Origin of the sequence: Streptomyces xinghaiensis S187, assembly GCF_000220705.2 — a bacterium.
Classification (GTDB): Bacteria; Actinomycetota; Actinomycetes; order Streptomycetales; family Streptomycetaceae; genus Streptomyces; species Streptomyces xinghaiensis.
The window spans coordinates 5,246,839-5,266,030 of sequence record NZ_CP023202.1 but is presented as its reverse complement, the minus strand read 5'-3'; the positions used below and the strand labels follow the sequence as shown (position 1 = coordinate 5,266,030).

At 69.5% G+C, this 19,192-nt stretch carries 13 protein-coding genes and 1 pseudogene; 2 read left to right on the top strand and 12 right to left on the bottom strand.

The annotated features are described in order from the left end of the window. Window positions 1–99: 99 nt before the first annotated feature. The 9 genes from SXIN_RS22410 to SXIN_RS22370 all read right to left on the bottom strand — a co-directional run bounded on the left by SXIN_RS22410 (window position 100) and on the right by SXIN_RS22370 (window position 10,786). Window positions 100–1,536 carry a family 43 glycosylhydrolase gene (locus SXIN_RS22410; RefSeq protein WP_039821422.1) on the bottom strand — a complete coding sequence of 479 codons (1,437 nt, stop codon included), beginning with the start codon at window positions 1,534–1,536 and terminating at the stop codon, window positions 100–102. A 437-nt stretch (window positions 1,537–1,973) separates the two neighbouring features. Next, window positions 1,974–3,491: an arabinosylfuranosidase ArfA gene (gene arfA / locus SXIN_RS22405; RefSeq protein WP_019709196.1), complete on the bottom strand. Its 1,518-nt coding sequence runs from the start codon at window positions 3,489–3,491 to the stop codon at window positions 1,974–1,976. A gap of 106 nt (window positions 3,492–3,597) precedes the next feature. Continuing rightward, the gene (locus SXIN_RS22400) at window positions 3,598–4,563 is read right to left on the bottom strand and encodes an arabinan endo-1,5-alpha-L-arabinosidase (protein WP_019709195.1); all 966 of its coding nucleotides are present in this window, start codon (window positions 4,561–4,563) and stop codon (window positions 3,598–3,600) included. A 157-nt stretch (window positions 4,564–4,720) separates the two neighbouring features. Beyond that, entirely contained in the window at window positions 4,721–5,620 is a 900-nt protein-coding gene (locus tag SXIN_RS22395; protein WP_039821419.1) for a carbohydrate ABC transporter permease, read from the bottom strand. Window positions 5,621–5,631: 11 nt separating this feature from the next. Next, window positions 5,632–6,594: a carbohydrate ABC transporter permease gene (locus SXIN_RS22390; RefSeq protein ID WP_019709193.1), complete on the bottom strand. Its 963-nt coding sequence runs from the start codon at window positions 6,592–6,594 to the stop codon at window positions 5,632–5,634. Next, a complete protein-coding gene (locus SXIN_RS22385; RefSeq protein WP_039821407.1) occupies window positions 6,591–7,937 on the bottom strand; it encodes an extracellular solute-binding protein in 1,347 nt (448 codons plus the stop codon). The genes SXIN_RS22390 and SXIN_RS22385 overlap by 4 nt, the downstream gene beginning before the upstream one ends. A 290-nt stretch (window positions 7,938–8,227) precedes the next feature. After that, a complete protein-coding gene (locus SXIN_RS22380; protein ID WP_095757428.1) occupies window positions 8,228–9,064 on the bottom strand; it encodes an EI24 domain-containing protein in 837 nt (278 codons plus the stop codon). Between the two features lie 90 nt (window positions 9,065–9,154). Next, complete coding sequence (locus SXIN_RS22375; protein ID WP_019709190.1) at window positions 9,155–9,580, bottom strand: organic hydroperoxide resistance protein; 426 nt, start codon at window positions 9,578–9,580, stop codon at window positions 9,155–9,157. A gap of 168 nt (window positions 9,581–9,748) precedes the next feature. Continuing rightward, on the bottom strand, window positions 9,749–10,786 hold the full coding sequence (locus SXIN_RS22370; RefSeq protein WP_019709189.1) for an NADP-dependent oxidoreductase: 1,038 nt from the start codon (window positions 10,784–10,786) through the stop codon (window positions 9,749–9,751). A 116-nt stretch (window positions 10,787–10,902) separates the two neighbouring features. Here SXIN_RS22370 and SXIN_RS22365 point away from each other — a divergent pair, with 116 nt between their 5' ends. Next, the gene (locus SXIN_RS22365) at window positions 10,903–11,334 is read left to right on the top strand and encodes a MarR family winged helix-turn-helix transcriptional regulator (RefSeq protein ID WP_019709188.1); all 432 of its coding nucleotides are present in this window, start codon (window positions 10,903–10,905) and stop codon (window positions 11,332–11,334) included. Between the two features lie 50 nt (window positions 11,335–11,384). Here the strand turns inward: SXIN_RS22365 and SXIN_RS32810 are convergent, their stop codons facing one another. Then, window positions 11,385–11,519, bottom strand: a complete 135-nt coding sequence (locus tag SXIN_RS32810) for a hypothetical protein (RefSeq protein ID WP_019709187.1) — start codon at window positions 11,517–11,519, stop codon at window positions 11,385–11,387. Here SXIN_RS32810 and SXIN_RS22360 point away from each other — a divergent pair. Next, window positions 11,478–11,747 (top strand): annotated as a pseudogene (locus SXIN_RS22360) (tyrosine-type recombinase/integrase); the annotation flags it as partial. The gene SXIN_RS32810 and the pseudogene SXIN_RS22360 sit on opposite strands and share 42 nt — an antisense overlap. Before the next feature lie 83 nt (window positions 11,748–11,830). Here the strand turns inward: SXIN_RS22360 and SXIN_RS22355 are convergent. After that, the gene (locus tag SXIN_RS22355) at window positions 11,831–12,277 is read right to left on the bottom strand and encodes a hypothetical protein (RefSeq protein ID WP_019709185.1); all 447 of its coding nucleotides are present in this window, start codon (window positions 12,275–12,277) and stop codon (window positions 11,831–11,833) included. Window positions 12,278–12,293: 16 nt separating this feature from the next. Beyond that, the gene (locus SXIN_RS22350) at window positions 12,294–19,151 is read right to left on the bottom strand and encodes a polymorphic toxin-type HINT domain-containing protein (RefSeq protein ID WP_095757427.1); all 6,858 of its coding nucleotides are present in this window, start codon (window positions 19,149–19,151) and stop codon (window positions 12,294–12,296) included. Window positions 19,152–19,192 lie beyond the last annotated feature (41 nt).

Sequence of the window (19,192 nt, the reverse complement as noted above, 5' to 3'; positions counted from 1 at the left end):
AATCTCATCACGGAATGTAGGAGCCCGTGAACGCTGGAGGCGCGGAGCGCGGCGTCCGCGCGGGCAGTGCGCGCGGACGCCACGCCGGTGGCCGGCCGGTCAGGAGACCGGCTTCAGCTGCCACTGCTGGCAGGCGTTGTCCAGCCAGGACCACTGGCGGACGTCGGCCCCGTCGGCCGTGGAGCAGTCCGCCACGTCCGCGACCTTGCCGCTCGCCGCGTTGATGAGCCGGACCCAGCCGCCGCTGTCCGTGACGGCGAGGCGGAAGCGCTGGCAGGTGTTGTCCAGCCAGGACCACTGGCGCAGTCCGGCGCCGTCTTCCGCGGAGCAGTCGGCGGTGTCCAGGACCTTGCCGCCGGCCACGTTGACCAGGCGGCTGGTGTCGTCGCCGAGGTCCTCGATCCGCCAGCGCTGGGCGTCCGCGCCGTTGCACGTCCACTGGCGGACATTCGCGCCGTCGGCCGTGGAACCGTCCTCCACGTCCAGGCACTTGCCGCTGTTGCGGTTGACGAGGGTGTACGCGGCCGGGGTGGCGGCCGTCTCGCCGGACGGGCCGGGGAGGGTGGTGCCCAGCCGGACCGGGGTGCCGAAGCGGGGGGTGCCGTCGGCGTTCCAGGTGAACTTCTGGGCGCGGGCCGTGCGGGCGTTGCTGCAGCCGTCGCCGGAGTCGTCGTTGGCGTGGTAGACGATCCAGTTCTCCGTGCCGTCGGGCGAGGTGAAGAAGCCGTTGTGGCCGGGGCCGTAGACGCTGTTGGCGTCACTGCGCTGGAAGACCGGCTCCGGCTTCTTCGTCCAGGAGGCGGCGCTGAGCGGGTCGGAGCCGGTCAGTTCGAGCTGCCCGAGCTTGTAGTCGGGGGTCCAGCAGCCGCTGGCGGAGTAGACGACGAAGGTGCGGCCGCCGCGCCGCAGCACCTCGGGGCCCTCGTTGACCGGGTCGCCGGAGCGCTCCCAGGCGTGGGTGGGGGTGGAGAAGGTCCGGAACGCGCCGCTGACCGTGTACGGGTTGCTCATCGGCGCGATGACGAGGTTCTGGGTGCCGCCGTCGGTGAAGGCGCTGGCCAGCATGTAGAGGCGGCCGCCCTGTTCCATCAGGCTGCCGTCGATGAGCCAGCCGTCCAGGCTGGGGTGGGTGATGCGGGCCTTGTAGGCGTACGGGCCCATCGGGTCGGAGCCGGCGCTCTCCAGGACGTGCAGCCGCTGGGTCGGGCCGTAGTCCTCGATGCCCTGGCCGGCGGTGTAGTAGAGGTACCAGCGGCCGCCTTGGTAGTGCATCTCCGGTGCCCACATGTTGCAGCAGCGGGATGCCGTGGTGTCGGACCACACCCGCACGCTGGGTGCGGTGGAGAGCCCGGCGAGGGTGGGGGACTTGCGCATGGTCAGCTCGGAGGTCCACGAGGTGCTGATCATGTAGTAGTGGCCGTCGTGGTAGCGGATCCAGGGGTCGGCGCCCTTCTGCGCCTTGACCGGGTTGGTGTACGGGCGGCCCTCCGCCGCGGGAGCGGCGGGTGTCGCGGAGCCCGCCGCGGTGCCGGTGATGCCGGGGACCGCTGCCGGACGGGCCGTCGCGGGCTCCGCCGTGGCGGGCTGCGGGACGGCGGCGAGCACCAGCGCGAGCAGCGCGGCCGCCACGGCGGCGGCCCGGGAGCGCGGGTGCGGGCGGGGGCGCCTGCCTGCGCGCGGGCGCGGCGGAGGTGTGCGGTGCGGTGAGCGGTTGAAGCGGAGCACGGGGATCCCTTCCGATACGGGTGGGGGCTGCGGATCGGTGGGCGGGTCCGTCCGGTGGTGCGGTGTGCCGGTGCCGGTGTGCCGGTGGAGCGGAGCGGTACGGGGCGGGGGTCGTGCTGCCCGGTGGGCGCGGGCCCGTACCGGAGGGAGTGCCCAACGGCTGTTCGGCGTACAGCCGTTGGGCACGTGTGCGGGCGGTGCCGGAGCGGCCGGGTCGGGCCGAGGCCCGGTCCGGCCGCTCCGCCCCGTCAGACGAGGCGGATGACGTTCCAGGACAGGGGTTCCAGCACCGTGCGCAGCACGCCGTCCGCCAGCTCGGTGCCCTCCCCCGCCGCGTGCGGGGTGACGCGTTCCGGTTCGACGAGGGTGTTGCGGGCCTCCGGGTCGGCGTCGGCCAGCACGCTGTGCTCCGCGACCCGTCCGACGGACAGGCCGTGCAGCGCGGCCTCCAGGGGCAGCGGTTCGGTCTGGCTGCGGTTGACGGCGAAGACGGTGACGGCCCCGGTCTCCTCGTCCTGTACCGCCGTGGCGTGCAGCAGCGGCACCTCTCCGTAGCGCGCGGTCTCGTACACCGGTCCGGCCGGGTTGACCGTCAGGACCCGGCCGCGTCCGTACCGCGACGCCTGCGCGAAGGGGAAGAAGGTGGTCTGCCGCCAGGCTGGGCCGCCGGGTTCGGTGAGGATCGGGGCGATGACGTTGACGAGCTGGGCGAGGCAGGCGACGGTCACCCGGTCCGCGTGCCGGAGCAGCGCGATGAGCAGCGAGCCGAAGACGACGGCGTCGGTGACGCTGTAGTTGTCCTCCAGCAGCCGCGGCGCCTCCTCCCACTGGCCGGGGTTGCGCTCGGCCTCCTCCTGGAAGCGGGAGAGGTACCAGACGTTCCACTCGTCGAAGGAGAGGTTGATGCGCTTCTTCGACTTGAGCCGGGCGCCGACGTGGTCGCAGGTGGCGATCACGTTCTCGATGAAGGACTCCATGTCGACGGCGGAGGCGAGGAAGGAGTCCCGGTCGCCGTCCTTCTCCTCGTAGTAGGCGTGCAGGGAGATGTGGTCGACGAGGTCGTAGCACTCCGCCAGGACGGTGGCCTCCCAGGCGGCGAACGTCGGCATGTACTGGCCGGAGCTGCCGCAGGCGACCAGCTCCACGTCCGGGTCGATCTGCCGCATGGCGCGGGCGGTCTCGGCGGCCAGCCGGCCGTACTCCTCCGCCGTCTTGTGGCCGGTCTGCCAGGGCCCGTCCATCTCGTTCCCCAGGCACCAGAGGCGGATGCCGTACGGGTCCTTCGCCCCGTGCGCGATGCGGCGCTCGGAGAGCTCGGTGCCGCCGGGGTGGTTGGCGTACTCCTGGAGTTCGAGCGCCTCGGCGACGCCGCGGGTGCCGAGGTTGACGGCCATCATCGGCTCGCCGCCCGCCTTCATGACGAAGTCCATGTACTCGGCGAGACCGAAGCGGTTGGTCTCGGTGGAGCGCCAGGCGAGGTCGAGGCGGCGCGGCCGGTCCTCCGCGGGGCCGGTGCCGTCCTCCCACTTGTAGCCGGAGACGAAGTTGCCGCCGGGGTAGCGGATGGCGGTGACGCCGAGCTCGCGGACCAGTTCGAGGACGTCGGTGCGGAGCCCCGCCTCGTCGGCGGCCGGGTGGCCGGGTTCGTACACGCCCGTGTAGACGCAGCGGCCCAGGTGCTCGACGAAGGAGCCGAAGAGGCGGGGGTTGACGTCGCCGACGGCGAAGGCGGGGTCCAGGGTGATGCGGGCGGTGCGGTCGTTCATGGAGACCTTTCGGTACGGGGACGAGGGGACGGGGACGGGGACACGGCGGTGCGGCGCGGCGGCGGTACGGGGAGGCCGGGCCCGGGGTGCCGGGCCCGGCCGGGGGTCAGTACGCGGTGGGCCAGCCGCCGCTCCAGCTCAGCAGGTTGATGCCGAGCTTGGGTGTGCCGTTGTCGTCGCGGTCGTAGTAGTGGTAGACGAGCACATGCCCGTCGCTGTCCTGCATGACGGACTGCCCGCCGGGCCCGATGTAACGCCCGTGGGTCTCCAGCACCGGCGTGCCGCCGCCGTCCATCATCCGCGCGCCGTTCCGGTCGGTGTAGGGGCCGGTCGGGCCGCTCGCCCGGCCCACCTTGATCTTGTAGGTGGAGTCGGTGCCGGCGCAGCACCGGTCGTACGAGGCGAACAGGTAGTAGTACCCGTCCCGTTTGACGATCTGCGGGGCCTCCACGGCGCGGGGGTCGTCGGGCCGGGTGGCGAGGCTGTGCACGGTGCGGTCGCTGTGCCGGTTCCCGGTGGCGGGGTCGAGGCGGATCATTTTGATCCCGGTCCAGTAGGAGCCGAAGCTCAGCCACCAGGTGCCGTCGTCGTCCACGAAGAGGTTCGGGTCGATGGCGTTGTGGTTGTCGCTCGTGCTCGTGCGGTACACGATGCCGCGGTCGCTCCAGCTGCCGGGCAGGCCGGTGGAGCTCTTGGCCAGCCCGATGGCGGAGTGGTTGGAGCCGAAGGAGGAGACGGCGTAGTACATCCAGTAGGCACCGTTGTGGTACGAGATGTCGGGCGCCCAGGGATCCCGCTCCGAGGAGTACTCCGACCACCAGGACGGCAGGCTGGTGAAGGCCGATCCGGCGCGGGTGAAGTGGGTGCGGTCGGTGGAGGTGCGGGCCTCCAGGCCGCCGTGGGTGGAGTAGAGGACGTAGCGCCCGTCGGTGGTCTTGATCATCGTCGGGTCGTGGACGACGACATCGCCGGTGACCAGCCCCGGGTTGGGGTAGGCGGTGGCGCCCGACGGCAGCAGGGCGAGCAGCAGGGCCGCGGGCAGGGTGGTGAGCAGAGCGCGTCGGCGACGCATGGGGGGGTGTCCTTCCGTTGCGGGGCGTGGGGTACGGGAGGGCGGGTCGTACGCGGATGCGTCGTGCGTGGATGCGTCGCGCGTACGGGGTGCGTTGCGTTGCGCGTGGGCCGGTCCGGACCGGGGAGCCGCCGCGGGCCCCCGGTCCGGACCCGGGCTACTGGCCGGCGAGGCCCGTATGGGCGACGCCGCGGACAATCTGGCGCTGGAAGATCGCGAAGACGACGAGCAGCGGCAGCCCGGCGATGACGAGGGAGGCCATCACCTGGGCGTAGCGCACGCCGTAGGTGGACTGGACGTTGACGAGTCCGACGGGCAGCGTCATCCCGGCCGGGTCGGTGGTCACCAGGAACGGCCAGAGGAAGTTGTTCCAGGTGGAGATGAAGGTGAAGATCGCGACGGCGGCGAGTACGGGCCGGGAGAGCGGCAGCACGATCTGCCAGAAGACCCGCCACCGCCCGGCGCCGTCGCAGAAGGCGGCCTCCTCCAGTTCGCGCGGCACGCCCTGGAAGAACTTCACCAGGATGAAGACCATGGCGGGCACGGCGACCTGCGGCAGGATCACGCCCCAGTAGGTGTCGACGAGCCGCAGCCGCACCATCTCGGCGAAGAGCGGGGCGATCAGCACCTGCGGCGGCACCATGATCCCGGCGAGCACGATCCCGTAGAGGACGCGGCGGCCGCGGAACTCGGTGCGGGCGAAGCCGTAGGCGGCCATCGCGCAGGTGGTGACCGTCAGGAGGGTCGTCATCACCGCAATATAGGCGGAGTTGAACATCCAGCGGGCCAGGTCGCCGGACGCCCACACCTCGCCGTAGGCCTCGAAGGTGATGGTGGAGCCGACCCACTCCAGTGTGGTCTTCGTCGTCTCGCTCGCCGGTTTGAGGGAGGTGGCCACGGCCCAGGCGAGCGGCAGCAGCCAGGCGACGGCCAGCAGCAGGGCGAGGGCGAGCAGGGCGATCCGGCCCCGCGTCCAGCGGGGCGTGCGCCCCCCGCCGGTCCCGGGCCCGGCGGCGGCGCCCGGCACCGGGGCACCGGCCACGGTGGTGCCGTCCACGGCGGTTGCGCTCACCGGTCATTCTCCTCACTGGCGCGCCGGGACAGCCGCAGCTGGACCAGCGAGACGACGACGATCAGGGCGAAGAACACGTAGGAGACGGCGGAGGCGTAGCCGATCCGGTAGCCGGTGAAGCCGGCCTGGTAGACGTACTGGAGGATCGGCCGGGTGGACTCGTCGGGGCCGCCGCCGGTCATGATGTAGACCTGGTCGAAGATCTTGAGCGAGGCCAGCAGCTGGAGCACCAGCACGACGAAGGTGGTGCGGCGCAGGCTCGGCAGGGTGATGTGCCACAGCCGGTGCCAGGGCCCGGCGCCGTCGATCTCGGCGGCCTCGTAGAGATGCTGCGGGATGGACTGGAGTCCGGCGAGGTAGAGCAGGAAGTTGAAGCCGACGGTCCACCACACGGTGGTGAGGACGATGGAGAGCATCGCGTAGCGGGTGTCGCTGAGCCAGCCGATGTCCGGGTCGAGCCCGGCGGCGCCCAGCAGCAGGTCGGCCAGGCCGAAGTCGGACGGGTAGATCATCCACAGCCACAGCAGGCAGACGACGCCCGAGGGCAGCAGGAACGGCGCGAACCAGGAGAGCCGCCACAGCCACTGCACCACCCGCAGCTCGTGGGCGAGCAGCGCGAGGACGAGCCCCAGCACGACGAGCGGGACGGTGCTGAGGGCGGTGAACCAGAGGGTGTTCCAGAGCGAGGACCAGACGTTCGGGTCGGTCAGCGCCTCGGCGTAGTTGTCCAGCCCGATGAACTCCGACTCGGTGCCGGCGATGTTGTCGTCGCCGAGGCTCATCTTGACGCCGTAGAGCAGCGGCCAGACCAGGAAGAGGGCGTAGACGAGGAGGAACGGCGCGGTGAAGAGCAGCCCGTGCTCGGTCCACTGGTGGCGGACGGACCGTACGGGGCCCGTGGTCCCGGCCCGGGCCTCGGCGGCGGGCGCGGCGGGCGGTACGGCGGAGGTGGTGGTCATGCCGCGCCTCCGAAGGGGTTCGGGGTGTCGAGGAGTTTCCGCAGCCGTCTCTTCGCCTCGGCGAGGCCGCCCTGCGGGCTGCGGGAGCCGGTGAGCACGCCGGAGAAGACGGCGCCGAGTTCGATCTGCATGGAGGAGGCGGAGCCGGCGAACCAGGCGGGCGGGTCGAGCGCCACGTCGTCCAGGACGGAGCGGTACTCGGACTGCGGGGTGAGCTCCAGGTACTCCGGTTTCTCCAGGGTGGGCAGATAGGCGGGGACGTGGCCGCCCTTGGCCCACTCCACGGTGTGTTTCAGCAGCCAGGCGACGAAGGCGTGGGCGGCCTCGTTGCTCGCGCCGCCGCGGCCGGCCTGGTGCGGGAGGACGAAGGTGTGGCAGTCGGCGAAGGTGGAGGCCCGGCCGAAGAGGTCCGGGATCCGGGTCATGGAGAAGGGGATCTTCGTGGTGAGGAAGGTGCTGACCTCCCACTCCCCGTTGATGAGGAAGGCGGTCCGCTGGGTGTTGAAGGCGCCGACGCCGCCCTGGTAGTCGACCCGGTGGATGGCCAGCCCCTCGTCGACGAGGGAGCGCATCCACTCCAGGACCCGCAGGGCCTTGGCGTCGTCGATGGTGATGCGGGTGCCGGTGTCGTCGAGGACGGTGCCGCCGGTCTGGGAGTAGAAGGCGGCGAAGAGCCGCCAGGGGCCGACGGTGTCGGCGCCCATGGTCTCCATGGCGAGGGCGGGACGGCCGGTGGTCTTCTTGACGGCGCGCAGGGCTTCGGTGAACTCCCGGGCGCCGCTGATGGGCCGGAGCTTGCCGTCGTCGCCGAGGAGGCCGGTCTTCTTGCAGATCTCCAGGTTGTAGAAGAGCACCAGGGGGTGGGTGTCGAGTGGGACGGCGTACTGCTCGCCGTCCACGGAGCCCCGGCGCCAGATGTCCTCGGGGAAGTCCTGCGGGCGGACGCCGTGTTCGGCGAGGAGGCCGAGGTCGAAGGGGTCGAGGAGCCGGCCCGGGGCGAAGCCGGGGAGACGGGTGAGGTGGAGGGCGGCCACCTCCGGGGCCCGTCCGCCGGCACCGGCCATGCCGAGTTTGGTGTAGTACGGCGCGCCCCACTGGAGGGTGGCGGCCTCCAGGCCGATGTGGGGGTGTTCGGCGCGGTAGGCGTCCAGCATGGTCTGCATGTTGACGCCGTCACCCCCGCCGAAGAGATGCCAGAAGCGCAGGCGGGTGCGGTCGGCGCCGGCGGCCGAGGGGGCCGCGCAGCCGGAGGAGGCGGTTCCCAGGGTGCCGGCCGCGGCGAGGGCACCGAGGCCGGTGAGCACGCTTCTGCGGCTCCGTGAAGTTCGTGAACTCTGCTGCATGACGGCGGGTATCCCTACGTCTTCGGGATGCTCATGGCGTGCGGGAGGGCTGACGTCGTTCGATATTTCGAAGGACGCCCGTAACTTCGAACGGCAAGATAGATTCGAAAGAATGCCCCGTCAACGCTTCGCGCAGAGAAACGGCAAAGCCGCCGACACGCCAACACGGGCCGCACGCCCGGGAGATGGGGTGCGGCCCGCGGTGTTCAGCGTGCCGGCGGCCGTTGCGCGCCGTCAGTTCCGCAGCCGGTTCCGTGCCGTCACGGAGGCGGACTTGCTCCGCGAGAAGGTCAGCCGGCCGACGGCGCCGGGGGCCAGGCCGGGGGCGCGGGCCGGGCCGGATCCGCCGTGCCCGGCTCGCCGGCCCCGGAGCCCGGCGGCTCCTCCTCGGGCGGCAGCAGGTCGCGGGCGAGGAGGGTCGCCCCCGCCACCGCGCCCGGCATCAGGAAGACGGCGACGACCGGGACGAGGAAGGCCAGCGCCAGCGGCACACCGAAGCCGAGGGTGAGCATCATCCGGCCGCGCAGCAGCCGGAACCGCCCCTTGATCGGGAGGCCGCGGCGCGCGAACGCCACTCCGGCCAGCTCGACGGTGAGGAAGAACCCCGAGACGCAGACACCGGCCACGGGCACGACGGTCTGCCCGACGACGGGCACGAAGCCCAGCACGAACAGGGACAGCCCGAAGACGGCGACCCAGAAGAGCACCCGCAGACTGTCCCGCGCCGAGATCACCAGCTCGCGCCAGAGCGGCAGTTCGGGCCCCGCCGGGGCGCCGCCCTCGGACTCGTCCACCTGCTCGGCCAGGGCTTCGTAGAACGGCTGGCCGACGAGGAGGGTCACCGCGGCGAACGTCACCACCGCGAAGAACAGCCCGCCGACGAAGAGCAGCGCGGTGAGCGTGCCACGGAGAAGCCCCTGCCAGGGCGAGCCCCAGTCATCGGCGAACGGGGTGGCCCAGGCGGTGATGTCGTCGGCCCAGAAGCCGAGGACGACCAGCGCCGCCACATACAGCGCCAGGGTGATGAGCGGCGGCAGCAGCAGCCCCGTCTTCATCCGGCTGCCACGCCGGCTCACCCACCGCTGGCCCTTGGCCAAATAGCCGAAACCCACCCCGAGATCACGCATGACGGCAGCTTATCGGGAGCCGTCGGACGCCACCGGCCCCGCCCGTGGAATCGGGCGGGGCCGGGCTGAGCGAAGCGGGGACGGCGGCGGTCAGGCGACGGTGAGCCCGACCTTGATGTTGCCGCGGGTGGCGTTGGAGTACGGGCAGACCTCGTGCGCGGCCTCGGTCAGTTCGCGGACCGTCGCCTCGTCCGCGCCCGGAATGGAGACGACCAGTTCGACCTCCAGGCCGAAACCGGCCCCGGCCTTGCCGATGCCGACCTTCGCCGTCACGCGCGAGCCGGTGATGTCGGCCTTCCGCTGCCGGGCGACCACACCCAGCGCGCTCTGGAAGCAGGCGCTGAACCCGGCGGCGAAGAGCTGCTCGGGGTTGGTGCCCGCACCGCTCCCGCCCAGCTCCTTGGGCGGGTTGACGACCACGTCGAGCTTGCCGTCGTCGGTGGCGACCCGGCCGTCGCGCCCTCCCTCGGCGGTGGCTATCGCGGTGTACAGAACGTCGACGGTCTGGACGGACATGTGAATCCTCCTGTGATGCGCACGACGTGTGCGCTCGTGAACTTGCTGCCAGGGCTGTGCTTCCGCGCACCGGGAATCTCCGCCGGCGCTGCGAACCCGGCCGACGCCAAGAAGACGGCGGTACGCGGGGGTGGTGCGTGGGGGGTGCGTGGGGCAGAGGGAAGGGCGTCAGCCGTCGAGACTGACGATCATCTTCCCGGTGTTCTCGCCGCGCAGCATGCCCAGGAAAGCGTCGACGGCGTGGTCAATGCCGTGCACGACGGTCTCGGGGTGGTGGAGATCGCCGGACCGGATCCAGCCGCCGACCTCCTCGACGAACCGCGGCTGCAACGCCTGGTGGTCGCTGACGAGCATCCCCTGGATGCGGAGCCGCTTGCCGATGACCTGGGCGAGATTGCGCGGGGCGGGCGACGGCTCGGTGGCGTTGTACTGGGAGATCATTCCGCAGACGGCCACGCGGCCGTGGACCCTGAGGGAGCTGATCGCCGCCTCCAGGTGCTCGCCGCCGACGTTGTCGAAGTAGACGTCGATGCCGTCCGGCGCCGCCTCCTTCAACTGCTCCCCCACCGGGCCGTTCTTGTAGTTGAACGCGGCGTCGAAGCCGTACTCCTCGGTCAGGGCCCGCACCTTCTCGTCCGAGCCGGCGCTGCCGATGACGCGGGAGGCGCCCTTGAGCCGGGCGATCTGACCGACCAGGCTGCCGACGGCGCCGGCCGCGCCGGAGACGAAGACCGCGTCACCCTCCTGGAAGGAGGCGACCTCCAGCAGCCCGGCATAGGCGGTCAGGCCGGGCATGCCGAGCACGCCGAGATAGGCGCTGAGCGGAGCGACGGCCGGGTCCACCCTGGTGGCGTGCTCGGCCTTCACGACGGCGTACTCGCGCCAGCCCAGCCCGTGCAGTACGTGGTCCCCCACGGCGAACCCGTCCGCCTCCGAGGCGACGACCTCGCCGACGGCGCCGCCGTCCATGGGCGCGTCCAGCTGGAAGGGCGGGACGTACGACTTGACGTCGTTCATCCGGCCGCGCATGTAGGGGTCGACCGACAGACGCAGATTCCGGACCAGGATCCGGCCGGGGCCGGGCTCCGTGACGGGGATCTCCCGCAGCGCGAAGTCCTCCGGGACCGGCACACCGTGCGGCCGTGCCACCAGATGCCAGGCGCGGCCGGCTCGCGGCAGTCCGGACGGGGCGGGCTGTTCCGGCATGGGTCACTCCTCCTCAGGGCCGCGCTGCAACCCAGCGACGGCCAGATACTTCACTACCTGAAACAACCATGCTGCCCAATATTTCAGATTGTCAAGTAAATCGTTACTCTGGATGCATGGCCTCACGCAGCACGGACCCCCTGACCCTCGAGGTCGTCGAGCTCATCGCCGCCGTCGTGGCCCGCTACCACGAGGAGTACGAGGACGCCGCGGCCGAGCACCACCTCACCGGCGCCCAGGCCCGGCTGCTCGGCCTGCTCTCCCTGGAACCGCTCCCGATGCGGCGGATCGCGCAGCGGCTGAAGTGCGAGCCGTCCAACGTCACCGGCATCGTCGACCGGCTGGAGGCCCGCGGCCTCGTCGAACGCCGCCCCGACCCGGCCGACCGCCGCGTCAAACTGGCCGCCACCACCGCCGAGGGCCGCGCCACCGCCCGCCGCCTCCGCGACTCCCTCGACTTCGCCCGCGAACCCCTGGCCGCCCTGTCGGCGGAGCAACGCACCCTCCTCCGCGACCTCCTGCGGCGGATGCTGGGTGTGGAGGCCTGACGGGCCGGGGAATCCCGAGCAGGAATCCTCTCATCTCCACTCCCCCAAGCTCAAAGATCGGCCAGAGCAGCCGAGTAGAGCGTGGAGCGTGCGTCCAGGAGGGCGAAACGGCGGTCGCGGACCACTTCGCGCCCGGTGTCCATAAGGCTGGCCTCCGCCGCATCCAATTTCACGATCTTCGCCATACCGCCGTGACGCTCCTCCTGGAGCAAGGCGTCGAACTCGTCGCGATCAAGGAACTAATCGGGCACGCTCATATCGGCGTCACCGCTGCCGTCTGCGCCCGCGTCCGCCCCCGCCTCCAGCGCGACGCCATCGACACTCTCGGCACCGCGCTCGGTAGCCCGGAGACCACCGAGACGGCGCGCTCCGACGGCGATGAATTGCCACCCTGCAAGGCGCTCGTCCACTGACGTTGCCGTCAGCTACTGCCGTCAAGACGGCGAGAGGCCCCGCCAGAGTCGGCTCTGGCGGGGCCTCTCAGCGTCGAGTCAATTCACGACAACAATTCGCGACGAGACTCCGAATAGGAGTCCGCGTTCTCCGGGAAAAGCTCCGACATCTTGCCGAAGAACGCCGCTCCCGCACCCCTCAGCGCCGCCACGAAATCAGACGCTGAAACGCTCGCCTTCTTCGCGCCGTTGCCCGATTTCGCCGAAACGAGAACCTGAGACCCTTGCCGTCGAAAAGAGAGCTCAATCGGCTGATCCGGGAAATAAGTCGACGCGTACCCCGTGGCCGAGAGTTGCGGAACCATGCTGGCCACGTACGCCCACAGCTGGTCAACGTAATCCCATTCACTGATCCCGATGATCTCAACTCCGTGGATGGCGATTCGCACCGCACCCTCGACGTAGTCGGCGTCAGCTGGGCGTGCGGTGCAAGCATCAACCTGCACGAACTTGCCGCCCGAATCCCTCAGGTACGTCTCGATCTCGATCACGCCGTGATTCCTCATGTCAGGGAGTAACAGGGTAGAACTGGCCGACTCGGCCTTTATTCATGCCGAGAACATAGTCTACTCCGTTGACGTTTCCCTGAATCTGATACATACCCCTGCTTCCTCGCTGAACGAGCGTATCCCTGTTCTGGCGCATAACCTGCCCGATTGCGCCCTGAACATCAGAAACGCTCATCTTGGGGTCGAAGAAAGACTGCTGAGCCTTTACCGAGCCATCCCACATTTTCGGATGGTGACGAGTGAGGATGTGCTCCATTCCCTTCTTGTCCAGAAGGAAGGTCTGGTTCCCGAACTGGAAGCGTTGGCTGCTCCAACCCCGGAGGGCCGGAATGCACCCTCCGCTGTTGTGAACGAGGACCGGAGTCTCCCCTGCCAGCACATAGTACGTGTGGATGTCATCGACAGTGAGGTCGTACGTCCGCTGGCGCTTCTCGTAGTGGTGGAGGCGCTCCACGGTGACGGTCTCGCCGGACGGAGTGCGGAACGTCATCCCGACGGCGAGGTCGCCGGCTTCGACCCACTTGCCCTCGGACTCCACCCAGAAGGGATGCGTTGCTGTGGCGACCAGGGAGGCGGATCTATTATCGCTTGAGATCGTCAGCTCGACGAAGTGCTTGTCGTCCTCGGTGATGATGCTGGCGACCACTTCGCGGGTCGTCGTCTCACCAGTTTCGGGGTTGGTGACGACGATCTCGTCACCGACCTCCAGATTCTCTATGTCCTTCCGCGTGCCATCAGCCAGAAGAACCGCAGTGCCGGGCAGGAAACTGTGACACTTCTTGGCACCCTTCAGGAAGACCTTGCCGCCCTTGATCACCTTGAACCAGGGGAGGTCTGTGGCAGCCCATCCGCATCCGGCGAGCTCATGGTCGGCCAGGCAACTCTTCCACGACTCAATATCAGGAAAAACGACTTCTTCGCCTATTTCCCAGAGATCTGCCCAGTCCGCCTGGAAATCGGCGGCTTCGATCAGGCCCCCAGTGCAGACGTTTACCGTCCACGTACACGAGGGCGCATCGACATCGTTCCCCTCGATGATGACGGGGCCCAATCCGCGGCCGGAGCCGCTGCCCGGGGTGTAGGTTCCCAGCCTTCCGCCCCAGGGTCTGCTGCTCCCGGAGTTGCCCGGGCTGCCCGGGTTTCCTCCGCTGACAGCGCTGTTGATCTTTTTCTTGCCCTTCGGCTTCTTGGGCTTTTCTCTGTGGCCGGGGTAGCACTGAACCGTGGTGGCCCCGCACGTCTCCATCAGCCCGGTGGGATCGGTCCATGTCAGCGGGTTGTTACTGCTGTAGGTGTAACCGTGGATCTGCTGCGGCTTCGCCAGATCCATGACCGGGTCCACGGAGATGAACCGGCCGAGCGCCGGGTCGTACTCGCGTGCGCCGAGGTGGACGAGACCCGTGGTCCCGGTCTCGTCGACGCCTCCCACGAAGCCTCTGGTGCCGGGCCAGGCTTCGGGTGTCTCACCCCGGAGTCCCCCGAAGGGGAGCGTCCGGCGCCGGGTCAGCTCCAGTGTCGCGGCGTCGATGGCGAGTTGGCCGGTGCCGTGGTGATCGGCGACGGTGATCGTGCAGGTTCCGTCGTCGGCGATAACGGCCTGGTTCCCGCCTCCCAGGGGGATGTAGCGGGTGGCTTCCGGCTCGTCGGAACCCTTTTTCAGAACGATCTCGGTGTGGTCGCCGAGGTAGAGGGTGGTCTCCGTCGGAGTCCGGGCGATCAGACGGTTGCCGTCGGTGTCGTAGAGGTACTCGGTGACCTTGTCCTCACCGCCCTCGACCGGTTCCGTGATCTTGGCTAGGTGGCCTTCGGCATCCCAGGTCAGTTTCTGGGTGTCACCGGCCAGATTCCTTGAGGAGGTGTTGCCGGTCGCGTCATAGCCGTAGGTGTCCCGGGCCGTGCCGGCCGGGCCCTGGGTGGAGACCGAGGTGAGCGTGTGCGGCTGCGGGCCGCCCGCGGGCGGGTAGGCGTAGCTGCGCTCGGTGTCCTTCGCGCTGTCCCCGCCGGTGTCGTGCAGGGTCTCGGTGAGCCGGTTACCGGTCTTGTCGTAGGTGTAGGAGTGCCAGTACGGAGCCGGACCGCCGATCTCGTCGCCCGCCGGCTTGTCGGCACAGGTCTTCACGCCCTGCGTCCACGCCTCGGTGATTCTGCGGAGGTAGTCGTAGGTGAAGCACTGGGTGTCGGTTCCGTCGCGCGACACATCCGAGACGGACAGAACGTTGCCCGCCTGGTCGTACCGGTAGGTGTTGTGCTGGTCGACGCCGGCGACCTCTTCGCGGTCGACGCGGGACGTGGCGAGGCGTTGGGTGCCCCACTCGTAGGTGTGGGACACCCAGGTCTTCTTCGCCCCGCCCGTGCCGCCGAGTTCGAACTGCAGCGGCTTGCCGGTGAGGGAGAAGGTGGCATCCGCGCGGAAGCCGCTGCCGTAGACCGCGAGCGGACGGAGAGTGCCGTTCTCGTAGGTGTGGTTCCAGCCCTTGCCCGTGATGTTCCCGGCCGCGGAGAAACTGCGCGCCCTGACCAGTCCGTTGGCGGCGTAGGAGGTTCCCTCCTGGTAGGTGCCCGCCAGTTCGCCCTCGGCGCCGGGGATGACGGTCGCGGTGCGCATCGGCCGGTAGTAGGGGTCGTACATCGTCACCTTGTGCGTGTACGCCTCACCGTCCACATAGCGGGTGGCTTCCGCCAGGTGTCCTTGCGCGCCGCTGATGGTGTCGAAGGTCCATTTCGCACGCAGCTTGCCCGTCGCGCCACCCTCGCGGAGTTCTGTCTGGCGGCCGAGACCGTCATAGACCTTGACCAGTTCGGTGCCCCGCGCGTCCGTGGTCGAGACAAGCTGGCCGCGGTCGTCGTAGGTGCTGGTGACGGTGCCCTTGTCCGGGTCCTCCGACCTGATCTGGCGGCCCAGTTGGTCGTAGTCGTAGGTCCAGGCGTTGCCCGCGGGGTCGGTGACCTTCGACAGTTCGCCGGAGGGTGTGTAGGTGTACTTCGTGGTGTCGTAGCCGGCGTCGGCAGCCCGCTGGTGGTGCTGGCGCAGCTCCGTGCTCCGGCCGCGGGCGTCGGTCAGGGTGGTGGTGGCCGTGCCGCCCTCGGGCGGGATGACGGTGGTGCGGTCTCCGCCGTGCAGGGTCTTCGTCACGCCGAGGACGGCGCCGCCGTCGCCGTTGCCCGCGATCTGCCGCGACTCGGTCTCCCGGCCGAGCCCGTCATAGCTGTGCCGGGTCTGGCTCTCCACCCCCTCCGCGTCCTCGGGCTGGAACAGGAGCCTCCGCTGAGCGCCGTCGGCGTAGTACGGGGCGAAGGTCTTGGCGACCTGGCCGCGCTCGTCGTAGAAGATGTCCGAGATAAGACGGCCGCCGTCGGGGCCCGGCTCCTGAACCTGGCGTTCGCGCAGGAACCCGTCGTAGATCGTGTAGGAGGGGATCTGCTCCGAGCCGCTGATCCCCAGGGTGCGGGTGGCCACGGCCACCGGCTCGCCCTCGTTGACGAAGTAGGTGTACTCCTGGTCCGGCTTCGTGCCGGTGAGCCTGCCCGCGAGCCAGACCTTGGTGGTCCGGCCCAGGGCGTCGTAGGCGAGTGTCGTCCGCTTGTTGTTGGTGTCGAAGACGGCCGTGGGCCGGCCGCGCAGTGGTTCCAGCTCGGTGACCATGGTCTGCGCGGTGGAGTTGTCACCGTCCTTGGCCGGCGGAGTGGTCTCGGTGACCTTCGACGGCAAGCCGGTGGCGGGGCTGTAGGCCGTGGTCGTGATGCGGCCATCGTCCCGCGCGCTGCGTACGGGGGCGCCGTCCCCGGTGGTGGTGACGTTGGCGGTGAGATCGGTGGCCGTCAGCCGGCGGCCGTAGGAATCATAGGTCGCCCCGGACTCCAGGTAGGTGGCCTTGGTGCCGTCGTGCTGTTTGAGCGAGGCGGCATGCGTGGCGTCGCCCGTGGTCGGGGCCGCACCGTAGGCACCACCGTCGTAGGCGGTGCGCTCGTCCGAGATGACGTCCTCGGAGCGGTCCGGCTCATCGGCGCACTTGACCGCGACGGTCTCCACCCGGGAGGGGAGCGCGAGGATGTTCTTGTCGGTGTTGGTCGCGTAGGTGGTACGGGTGCACTGGTTGTCGGCGGACGTGCCGTTGTCACCGAAGTCGTCGACCTGGACGACGCGGCCCGCGACGGTGTCGTGTTTCGTCGATGTGGAGGTGATGCGCCACTCGGAACCCCCGCCGTCGTCCAGCGAGGCCCATTCCTTCACGTGGGCGGTGCCGGTCAGATTCGCCGTGACCGTACCAAAGTCACGTTCTTTCTCCGCCGTCCGGTGGTGCCACGGCCGCTGCACCGACTTGCCCAGTACGTTGCCCCCGGGGGCCGAAAAGGCCACGGTCTTGTAGGCGAACCCGGCCGCCGACTCGTGATCCGTGATCGGGTCGCCCTCGCCCTCGCCGAGCGCGACGCTGACCGACTTGGTTCCCCCGGAGGCGTTCTTGCGATCGCCGTCCATACCGCGGAGGAAGTAGCTGTCCTCCTGTGACTTCATCGCGGCTGTGCCGCCCTGACCGCCTGTCATCACCCGGACGTGGCCGTAACCGCGCCACTGGGACCAGGTCTTGAACTTCTCCCGGGTCAGGCCGTCGTCGTCATCGAAGTGCCAGGCCGCTCCGCCCTTGTACTCGTACCGCGTGACCTGGTCGGGAGCTCCGCCGGTGCGATCGGTGTCCGTGACGGAGGTGACGACGTACTTGTTGAACCACTGCCGCTCCGGGTCGTCCGAGCCGGAACCGCCGATGTACTGCGGGAAGCACCGTGTGGTGTTCGTCTCCGGTGTGGGCAGGGCGTCCCAGTCACACACGGGACTCGAGTAGTTGACGTCGGTCCGGCCGCCGGATTCATCGGCGACCGTGGACAGCCGGGCCTTGACGAACGGCGCGTATCCGTCCCCCGTCTTGTCCAGACGGTTCTCCAGCTGGGTGTAGGCGAAGGTCGTCTTGGGCAGCGTCACGGCTGGTTCCGCGGTGTGACCGGTGTGCTGGACGGAGTCCAGCAGCAGCTGGTAGTCGATGTCGGCCTGTCCCCAGCGGTGGTCCAGTTTCCAGGAGTCCACGTTGCTGTAGGTGTCCCCGGTCAGGATCTGGGTCGTCACGCCCGTCAGCCGTTCACGGGTCCAGAAGGACGGCGACACCCGGCCTCGGTCACAGTCCGCACCGGCCTCGCAGTTGAGGTCCCAGGGCGTGTCGTACCAGTAGAAGGCATCGTCCTCGATGGACGTGCAGTCGGTCCTGTCGTTCGGCAGGCAGCGCTGGGCGCCGGTGAAGGTCACCTTCGCCAGTGCCTTGGTGCCGTACATCGACGAGGACTTCAGGCCGTACTCGATACGGTCGAGGGTGCCGCCGCGGGTGTAGCGGGTGTTGTCCTTCTCCTCAAGGTTGCGGCCGTAGGAGTTCTTCTCCTGGTCGTAGTAGTACGCCACCGCGTTTCCGTGGCGGTCCACGGCGTAGTCGAGGTTCCATCGCCAGGCCTGCCGGCACCACGAATCCTCGAAGGAGCCCGCGTGGCAGGGTTCACCGGTGTCGTCTCCGAAGACCGGGACCGTCCACGCCGAGTCGGTGGTCTCCTTCCCCTCGGTCCAGCCCGGCAGCCGGTGGTAACCGAAGTAGTAACGGTTCCCCTCCGGGTCGGTCAGCCGCCAGTACTCGCCGTCCTCGTCACCGTTGCCGCGGTTGGTGGACCTCAGCCTGTTGATCTTGGTGCCGTCGTCCTGCTTGAGTTTCCACTCGTCCTTTCCTGCGGGGACCAGCTCACCTCCCTTGCCGTTGAAGGTGATGAACGCGTTGTCGTAACCCCAGCACTGGTCACCGGGCTTGTTGCCGTCAGGGTGTTCGACGTCGTCCTCGGAGCACGGCTTGTAGCGGCGCTCGATGTACCCGGGCCACAGGTCGAAGCCGTCACCGACCCAGGAGGACTGATTGTTCGTCCCGCCCGTGCGTCCGTCGATGGCTCCGGAGGAGTACGACAGGCCCACATTGGGCTTCATGCCGCCGGGGACCTCCGGTACCGGCATGTCGTAGGACCAGCTGAAGTCACCGGTGTTGAGGTTGGTGTCCCAGGCCGCGGAGGGGGAGAGTTTGGTGGCCTTGTAGTCGCCGTTCTCCTCGCTCTCCTCCTCCGCCACTGCGGCCAGAACGGTCGGGGAGCCGGGCCGCAGGCTCACCGCTTCGGCGGTCAGGGTCTGCTGCTCGGTGTCGTTGACGGCGGTGACCGGTGTACCCGTACGGCACTGCTTCTTGTCGGGGGTTCTCAGGACGCAGGCGGGCAGTTCGACCAGCGTCAGCCGCGCTCCGTAGCCGCCACCGAACGCCTCGGCGAAGCCGGAGTAGTCGAGCCTGGCCCCGACCGTCCCGGGCTTGCCATCTTCCGCACGGCCCGCTGCCGGCAGGGATTCGACGGTGAACAGGAGCCCGTCCACTCCGGCTTTCCGCGCGGTTTCACGGTCGATGACCCGCGTCCGTACCTTGCCCCGGGCCGCCGGCGCACGCCCGCTGCCGTCGGCAGTCTGCGGCTGGGTCTTCGCAGCGGCCCCGTCCACTTCCGTGGGGGTGCCGAGTTCCAGCGGCAGGTTCTCGGCTCTGACGCGGCCCGTCCTGCGCTTGCCCGAAGCACGGGGCAGCTCCACCACCGCGGAACCGGTCTGCGGCCACGCTGCATCTGGCGCCTTGCGAGGAGTCTTCGGGCCTTTGGCGGCTCCCCGCGGCTGGGACTCGTCCCTTCCCAAGGATGCCCCGGGTACGGGTTTTTCGGCCGCGGGCAGAGCCGGGCGGCCCTTGCTGCCGTCGGCTGCCGTGGCCTGCGGAACGGCCGCCGCTTGCAGCAGCGAGCCGACCATGACCGCGGAGACCCCCAACGCGATGTGGTGTCTGAAGGCGG